Source organism: Klebsiella sp. ME-303 (assembly GCF_007910085.1).
Lineage (GTDB): Bacteria > Pseudomonadota > Gammaproteobacteria > Enterobacterales > Enterobacteriaceae > Klebsiella > Klebsiella michiganensis.
Genome location: NZ_VOJB01000088.1, coordinates 166992 through 174960 on the forward strand (window position 1 = coordinate 166992; position 7969 = coordinate 174960).

Consider the following 7969-nt stretch of genomic DNA (forward strand, 5'->3'; position numbering starts at 1 on the left):
CCACGATACAGAAAAAAGGAGTTCGCGATGGCGACCCCCGCTCCCGCAAAACGCGGCAGAAAACCTGCCTCCCCCGCCGCCGCTCCGGCCGGCGGGCAAGTTCAGTCCCTGACCCGCGGACTGAAGCTGCTCGAATGGATTGCTGAATCCCACGGCAGCGTGGCGCTGACCGAACTGGCCCAGCAGGCCGGCCTGCCTAACTCCACGACTCACCGCCTGCTGACGACCATGCAGCAGCTGGGTTTTGTTCGTCAGGTCGGTGAGCTGGGCCACTGGTCGGTGGGCGCCCATGCTTTCGTCGTCGGCAGCAGCTTCCTGCAAAGCCGTAATCTGTTGGCGATCGTCCATCCGATTTTGCGTCAGCTGATGGAAGATTCCGGTGAAACGGTTAACCTCGCGGTGCTTGACCAGAGCGATCATCAGGCGATTATTATCGATCAGGTGCAGTGTACGCAGCTGATGCGTATGTCGGCACCGATTGGCGGTAAGCTGCCGATGCACGCTTCCGGCGCCGGAAAGGCGTTTCTGTCGCAGCTAAGCGAAGAGCAGGTTACCGGCCTGCTGCACCGTCAAGGTCTGCACGCTTATACCCATGCCACCCTGGTATCGCCGGTACATCTGAAAGAGGACCTGGCCCAGACGCGTAAGCGCGGCTACTCGTTTGATGACGAAGAACACGCGCTGGGCCTGCGCTGCGTAGCGTCGTGCATTTATGATGAACATCGTGAGCCGTTCGCCGCCATCTCCATTTCCGGGCCCATTTCCCGTATTACCGATGACCGCGTGACCGAGTTCGGCGCGATGGTGATTAAAGCGGCGAAAGAAGTGACGCTGGCCTACGGCGGAGTGCGCTAAATGAGCGATCTGAAATCCTACTGGCAGGATAAATACCCTTCTGCTTTCTGCTGGTCTTTCGGCGATTCACCGGCGCTGGCCGACGAGCTGGCTGCCCTGGTTATCGCCGGGAAGAAGCGCGGCACCTGCGGCTCGCTTACCAGCTATCAGCAGGAGCAGCCGCCCGTGACGCCGGGGGCGTATCACATTGTGCTGGACGGCAAAGGGAAAGCCGTCTGCGTGATACGCACCCTGACCCTCAGGCTCATTCGTTTTAACGAAATGAGCCCTGAGCTCGCCGCGCTGGAGGGCGAAGGTGATTTGAGCCTCGCTTACTGGCAATCGGCGCATCAGGCATTCTTTGAACGCGAAGGCACCTGGGCGCCGGATATGGAGCTGGTGTACGAAGAATTTGCCGTTATCGAAGCAGCCTGAAGCAGGCCATCGGCTATCCCGCCTGCTTCAGGTCGCCGTAGCGCACGCTAAAACGCTGACGGCGGCGATAGGCGTAGACGTCTTCCACGTGGCCGTTGCGGATACGCGTTTGCAGCTCCCGCCAGTAGTCGGCGCGCAGCAGGTCGGCGTGCATCTCTTCAAATAGCGGTCCGATGCGCGGGTCAGCGCACAGCCAGTGGCGAAACTCTTCCGGAAAAACATCGCCAGGCGAGACGCTATACCAGGGCTCGCTGGCGAGTTCATCCTCCGGGTAGCGCGCCGGCGGGATCTCGCGGAAATTCACCTCCGTCATATAGCAAATTTCATCGTAATCGTAGAACACCACCCGGCCGTGACGCGTGACGCCAAAGTTTTTAAATAGCATATCGCCGGGGAAAATGTTGGCGGCGGCCAGCTGACGAATGGCGTTGCCGTACTCCTCTACCGCATCGCGCAGCGCCGGACCGTCCACCTGCTCCAGCCAGATATTCAGCGGCACCATCCGCCGCTCGATATAAAGATGGCTGATCGCAATCCGATCGCCGAGATCGGTAATTTTCGCTCCGGCTTCGGTTTGTAACAGGGCCATAAGTTCGGGCGCAATTTGCCGTTTCTCCAGGACGAAGTTCTCAAACTCCTGGGTATCGGCCATCCTTCCCACGCGGTCGTGCTCTTTGACCAGCTGATAGCAGGCGCGCACGTGGGCGGCGGTCATCTCTTTCTGTGGCGCAAAGCGGTCCTTAATGACTTTAAATACCCGATCAAATCCCGGCAAAGTAAACACCAGCATCACCATGCCGCGAATCCCCGGCGCTTCAATAAATTGCTCATCGCTGCGGGAAATATAGTGCAGGTATTCCCGATAGCTCTCGGTTTTCGCATGCTTCTGGCAGCCAATCGCCATGTACAGTTCAGCGGTGGTTTTCCCCGGGAGAATCTCGCGCAGCCACTCGACCAGCGCGCCGGGTAGCGGCGCGTAAACCATAAAATAGGAGCGGGCGAAGCCAAAAACGATGCTGGCTTCGGCATGCATCGTCAGACAGGCATCGACAAACAATTCGCCTTCATCGGTGCGATGGATTGGCAGAAGAAAAGGCAGCGTCGCCATCGGCGTAACCAGTTTGCCTACCAGCCAGGCCGCCTTATTGCGGTAAAACAGTTCATTCGCCACCTGCAGGTACGAGCGGGAAAGCAGCTCGCTGCCGAGCGCCTCCTGCAGGCAAGCGGTGATATAACCGATATCGCGCGCGCTGTTTTGCCACGGCAGACGGAGAGGAAGATCGGATAACACTTTGCGTAATAGCGTGTCCCAGCCGCGCTCGGGGAAGAAATCTTTGGCCAGCGGGCGCGGGATGGCGCGTAAGCGCCGCTCTGGCTGAGAGCTGAAAATAAAAAGCCGCTCGGAAGTCAGCGAGCGGTGGTCAAACAACCGGCAATAAACGGAATTGAAAAAGCTCTCCGCAATTTCGAAACGAGGGTAATCCGGCAGCAGGTGGGTATAGTGTTCTTTTACCCGCAGCAAAAAATCGGTATCGGTATTTTTACCATCGGTAATGCAGCGCAGCTGCTCGACGACCAGGCCGACATGGTGATCGTAGAGATGAATACGCTGCTTCATCGCCTGCTGGACGGCATGCCAGTCAGCCTGTTCAAAGCGCTGCTGGGCGCCGGAAGTCACTTCAAGAAAACGACCGTACTGGGCGTCAAAACCCTGCAAAATAGTTTGAGCAATCAATAATTCCAGGCCACGCGTCATCTCTTCCCCCTCACCCATCCCTCTCCCCCGGAGAGAGGGAGAGGGGGAAATTATCAGAACTGATCTTCTTCTGTAGAGCCGGTTAACGCCGTGACTGATGAGGCTCCGCCCTGGATAATGGTGGTGACCTTATCGAAGTATCCGGTGCCGACCTCCTGCTGATGAGAGACAAAGGTGTAGCCATCTTTAGCCGCCGCGAACTCCGGCTGCTGGACCTTCTCAACGTAGTGCTTCATCCCCTCGCCCTGGGCGTAGGCGTGGGCCAGGTCGAACATGTTGAACCACATGCTGTGAATACCGGCCAGGGTGATGAACTGATACTTGTAGCCCATATCCGACAGCTGCTGCTGGAAGCTGGCAATGGTTTTATCATCCAGCTTTTTCTGCCAGTTAAACGACGGCGAGCAGTTGTAGGCCAGCAGTTTGCCCGGATATTTCGCGTGGATCGCGTCGGCAAAGCGCTTCGCCAGCTCAAGGTCCGGGGTAGAGGTCTCACACCACACCAGGTCGGCATAGGGCGCGTAGGCCAGCCCGCGGCTGATGGCCTGTTCGATACCGGCATGGGTACGGAAGAAACCTTCGCTGGTACGGTCGCCGGTAATGAACTGGCGATCGTAAGGATCGCAGTCTGAGGTAATTAAATCCGCCGCATCGGCGTCAGTGCGAGCGATCACCAGCGTCGGCACGCCCATGACGTCCGCCGCCAGACGCGCGGCGACCAGTTTCTGAATCGCCTCTTGCGTGGGAACCAGCACTTTGCCGCCCATATGGCCGCATTTTTTCACCGATGCCAGCTGGTCTTCGAAGTGTACGGCCGCTGCACCGGCCTCAATCATCGATTTCATCAGCTCAAACGCATTAAGCACGCCGCCAAACCCCGCTTCCGCATCGGCGACGATCGGCAGGAAATAATCGGTATAACGCGGATCGTTCGGCTCAATGCCCGCAGACCACTGGATCTGATCCGCGCGGCGGAAGCTGTTGTTGATCCGATCGACCACGGCCGGTACCGAGTTCGCCGGATAGAGCGATTGATCCGGATACATGCTGGAGGCCAGGTTGGCGTCCGCTGCGACCTGCCAGCCGGAAAGATAAATCGCTTCAATGCCCGCTTTCGCCTGCTGCAGCGCCTGACCGCCGGTCAGCGCGCCCAAGCTGTTGACGTAGCCTTTTTTCGCTTCCCCGTGCAGCAGTCGCCACATCTTTGCCGCGCCCAGCTGCGCCAGAGTACATTCCGGGTTGACCGAGCCGCGCAGCTTCACCACATCTTCGGCGCTGTATGGGCGAGTAATGCCTTCCCAGCGCGGATTCGTCCACTCTTTGTTTAATTCTTCGATTTGTTGGGTACGGGTTTTCATGTGCAGATGCTCCATATTGTTGTGTGGTGAATTAGGCCAGAAGGCGGTAGCCCGGCAGGGTTAAGAAATCAATCAGCTCGTCGGAGGTGGTGATCTGTTCCATCAGGCGAGCGGCTTCATCAAAACGCCCGCTGCTGTAGCGGTGCTCGCCCAGTTCGTCCTGAATCACCCGCATCTCTTCGGCCAGCCACTGGCGGAACAGCGCTTTGGTGACCGGTGTGCCGTTACTGAGGGTTTTCTCATGGTGGATCCATTGCCAGATAGAGGTACGGGAGATTTCCGCCGTCGCCGCATCTTCCATCAGGCCATAAATCGGTACGCAGCCGTTGCCGGAAATCCACGCCTCGATGTACTGCACCGCCACGCGAATGTTGGCGCGCATGCCCTCTTCGGTTCGTTCGCCCTCGCAGGGAGCCAACAGCTGTTCAGCGGTAATCGGCGCATCGTCTTCGCGGGTAACGGACAGCTGATTTTTGTTCTCGCCCAGTACGCCGTTAAAGACGGCCATCGCGGTGTCAGCCAGCCCGGGATGCGCGATCCAGGTACCGTCATGACCGTTATTCGCCTCCAGCGATTTGTCCGCTTTTACCTTGTTCAGCACCTGGTTGTTTCGCTCGGCATCTTTGCTCGGAATAAAGGCCGCCATGCCGCCCATCGCAAACGCGCCGCGCCTGTGGCAGGTCTTAATCAACAATCGCGAGTAGGCGCTGAGGAAAGGCTTGTCCATCGTCACCACCTGACGGTCCGGCAGAACGCGATCCGGATGATTCTTCAGCGTTTTGATATAGCTGAAGATGTAGTCCCAGCGCCCGCAGTTCAGACCCACAATATGGTCGCGCAGGGCGTGCAGAATTTCGTCCATCTGGAATACGGCGGGCAGCGTTTCGATCAGCAGCGTGGCTTTGATGGTGCCGCGCGGCAGCTCAAAACGGTCTTCCGTAAAGCTAAATACTTCACTCCACCACGCGGCTTCCTGCCAGGCCTGAGTCTTCGGCAGATAGAAATAGGGGCCGCTGCCTTTTTCCAGTAACGCTTTGTAGTTGTGGAAGAAATAGAGGGCGAAGTCGAACAGACTGCCGGGAATCGCTTCCCTGCGCCACGTCACGTGTTTTTCCGGCAGATGCAGACCGCGCACGCGGCAGATCAGCAGCGCCGGGTTCGGCTTCAGCTGATAAATCTTGCCGGCTTCATTGGTGTAGCTGATGGTGCCGTTAACCGCATCGCGCAGGTTAATTTGCCCATCAATGACTTTGCTCCATTCGGGCGCCAGTGAGTCTTCGAAATCCGCCATAAAGACTTTTACATTCGCATTGAGCGCATTGATGACCATCTTGCGCTCTACCGGACCGGTAATTTCTACCCGCCGATCCTGCAAATCGTCCGGAATGCCGCGGATCTTCCAATCACCGCTACGAATGGAATCCGTTTCCGAAATAAAATCGGGAAGCTTGCCGTTATCAATTGCCTGCTGCTGCTGGATACGCGCGGCCAGGAGTTTATTGCGCTCAGGCGTAAAGCGGCGCACCAGCTCGGTCAGAAATTCTACGGCCTCAGGCGTTAAGATTTGCTTCTCCTGGTCGCCATATGGCTGGCTAAAAGCCAGTTCGTCAGTGATTGTCGCCTGCTGCGTCATGTGCTGCTCCTCTTGGTTGATCCAGTTGGCGCGAACGTAAGATCGTTGTGTAGTTTTCGTTCAGCACAATTAAGACTACGCATTTATTTTTCAAAATCAAAAACAATTTCCATTTTTAATTTAATTATCATTTAACCTATTGATAACAATATAAATAAAGTTTAATTACAATATGAGCTGCATTTCGGAAATAAAAAAGGCACCCGAAGGTGCCAGAGGCAAAATGCTGAAACGCTTTAGGATCGCGTTGTGTAGAAGATTAATCCAGAGTCGGATTCATATGGCGTAGATCGTATGGCGTGATCTGGTAGACGTAATAATTCAGCCAGTTGATAAACAGCAAATTGCCATGGCTTCGCCAGGTGGCGCGCGGTTTGTTCTGCGGATCGTTCTGCGGGAAATAATTATGTGGAACCTGCGGATCGAGACCCGCTTCCACATCGCGGAAGAATTCGCTGGCCAGGGTGTTCGCGTCATATTCCGGGTGACCGGTCACGAAGGCGATGCGCTTATCTTTGCTGGCGAACAGGTAGGCGTCGCCCTCTTCTGTTTCCGCCAGGATCTCGAGGTCGGTGTAGTCGCGTATCAGCGCCGCCGGGAAATCGGCATAGCGCGAGTGCGGGGCCAGAAAGCTATCGTCAAAGCCGCGGGTTAACAAGGCATGAGGTTGCACGATATGGTGTTCGTAGACCCCGGAAATCTTCTCAGAGCGGGTCTGTTTAGGGATACCGTAGAGGATATTGAGGGCTGCCTGTACCGCCCAACAGACAAACAGCGTTGAGGTAACATGATCTTTAGCCCATTCCAGCACCTGTTTTATCTGCGGCCAGTAGGCAACGTCATTAAATTCAACCAAACCTAAAGGCGCACCGGTAACAATCAGGCCATCAAAGTTCTGATCGCAAATATCTTCAAAGTTGCAGTAGAAGTTGTTCAGGTGTTCCGCCGGCGTATTACGTGATTCGCGGGCATCGATGCGCAGCAGCTGGATATCAAGCTGCAGAGGAGAGTTGGAAAGCAGTCGCAAAAACTGATTCTCAGTCTCGATTTTCTTCGGCATCAGATTAAGGATGAGCACCTTCAGCGGGCGGATTTCCTGAGTCGTCGCGCGAGTTGTCGTCATCACAAAGACGTTTTCATTACGCAAGAAATTGACGGCCGGTAGCTCGTCCTGCACCCGAATTGGCATAACTTTATTACCTCATAGCATACGTATAAACGTTTAGACATCCAGACAGCTGAAGATACCCAGGAATAAGGTGAATGTCGAGCCTGCAGGTGCAGGGTGAGAAAATTTCACGGAGACATTTGAGTTAGAATATAAGAACAAAGAAAAGGAGCAAATATGGTTATTAGTATCCGCCGTTCACGGCATGATGAAGGGAAAAAACTGATTGCGATCTGGCGTCGGTCGGTCGATGCAACGCACGATTTTTTATCAAAAGAGTATAGAGCGGAACTGGAAGATCTGGTGAGCGCGTTTTTACCCGAAGCGCCGCTGTGGGTCGCGGTGACGGAGAAAGACGAGCCGGTCGCCTTTATGCTACTTACGGGGGAACATATGGATGCGCTATTCGTTGACCCTACGGTCCGCGGCTGCGGCGTGGGTAAGCTGTTGATTGAACACGCGCTGACGTTAGCGCCCAAACTGACGACCAACGTTAATGAGCAGAATGAACAAGCGGTCGGATTTTATAAGAAGATGGGCTTTAAGGTGACAGGCCGTTCTGAGACGGACGATCTTGGCAAACCCTATCCGTTATTGAATTTGGTACATGAGTAATGAAGTAAGACTGGATAAGGATAACCGATGTCCGGTCGGTTCAGACGACAAAAACGCAAAAAGCCCATCCGTCAGGATGGGCTCTTCACTTGTTTGATGCCTGGCAGTTCCCTACTCTCACATGGGGAGACCCCACACTACCATCGGCGCTACGGCGTTTCACTTCTGAG

At 55.5% G+C, this 7969-nt stretch carries 7 protein-coding genes; 3 read left to right on the forward strand and 4 right to left on the reverse strand.

All coding sequences use genetic code 11. The features are described from left to right. Window positions 1–27: 27 nt before the first annotated feature. Both iclR and FQK12_RS19805 read left to right on the forward strand, forming a co-directional pair. Window positions 28–855, forward strand: a complete 828-nt coding sequence (gene iclR / locus FQK12_RS19800) for a glyoxylate bypass operon transcriptional repressor IclR (protein ID WP_004097706.1) — start codon at window positions 28–30, stop codon at window positions 853–855. A 9-nt stretch (window positions 856–864) separates the two neighbouring features. Then, the gene (locus FQK12_RS19805) at window positions 865–1269 is read left to right on the forward strand and encodes an ASCH domain-containing protein (RefSeq protein ID WP_089046458.1); all 405 of its coding nucleotides are present in this window, start codon (window positions 865–867) and stop codon (window positions 1267–1269) included. A 13-nt stretch (window positions 1270–1282) separates the two neighbouring features. Here the strand turns inward: FQK12_RS19805 and aceK are convergent, their stop codons facing one another. From aceK to metA, 4 genes are all read right to left on the reverse strand, one after another. After that, on the reverse strand, window positions 1283–3025 hold the full coding sequence (gene aceK / locus FQK12_RS19810; protein ID WP_014227511.1) for a bifunctional isocitrate dehydrogenase kinase/phosphatase: 1743 nt from the start codon (window positions 3023–3025) through the stop codon (window positions 1283–1285). 53 nt (window positions 3026–3078) lie between these two features. Then, window positions 3079–4383 carry an isocitrate lyase gene (aceA, locus tag FQK12_RS19815; protein WP_004097699.1) on the reverse strand — a complete coding sequence of 435 codons (1305 nt, stop codon included), beginning with the start codon at window positions 4381–4383 and terminating at the stop codon, window positions 3079–3081. A 31-nt stretch (window positions 4384–4414) separates the two neighbouring features. Further along, window positions 4415–6016 (reverse strand): malate synthase A, encoded by a 1602-nt coding sequence (aceB, locus tag FQK12_RS19820; RefSeq protein WP_014227510.1) that lies wholly within the window; start codon window positions 6014–6016, stop codon window positions 4415–4417. Window positions 6017–6275: 259 nt separating this feature from the next. Next, entirely contained in the window at window positions 6276–7205 is a 930-nt protein-coding gene (gene metA / locus FQK12_RS19825; RefSeq protein ID WP_014227509.1) for a homoserine O-succinyltransferase, read from the reverse strand. A gap of 156 nt (window positions 7206–7361) precedes the next feature. On the opposite strand from metA, the gene FQK12_RS19830 reads away from it, so the two are divergent. Continuing rightward, window positions 7362–7799, forward strand: coding sequence for an acetyltransferase (locus FQK12_RS19830; RefSeq protein ID WP_009651731.1), 438 nt, complete (start codon window positions 7362–7364; stop codon window positions 7797–7799). Window positions 7800–7969: the final 170 nt, after the last annotated feature.

Bases quoted from the DNA above. Each gene is read 5' to 3' on its own strand.
- iclR (WP_004097706.1), top strand. From the start codon at position 28: ATGGCGACCCCCGCTCCCGCAAAACGCGGCAGAAAACCTGCCTCCCCC.
- aceK (WP_014227511.1), bottom strand. From the start codon at position 3,025: ATGACGCGTGGCCTGGAATTATTGATTGCTCAAACTATTTTGCAGGGT.
- aceA (WP_004097699.1), bottom strand. From the start codon at position 4,383: ATGAAAACCCGTACCCAACAAATCGAAGAATTAAACAAAGAGTGGACG.
- aceB (WP_014227510.1), bottom strand. From the start codon at position 6,016: ATGACGCAGCAGGCGACAATCACTGACGAACTGGCTTTTAGCCAGCCA.
- metA (WP_014227509.1), bottom strand. From the start codon at position 7,205: ATGCCAATTCGGGTGCAGGACGAGCTACCGGCCGTCAATTTCTTGCGT.
- FQK12_RS19830 (WP_009651731.1), top strand. From the start codon at position 7,362: ATGGTTATTAGTATCCGCCGTTCACGGCATGATGAAGGGAAAAAACTG.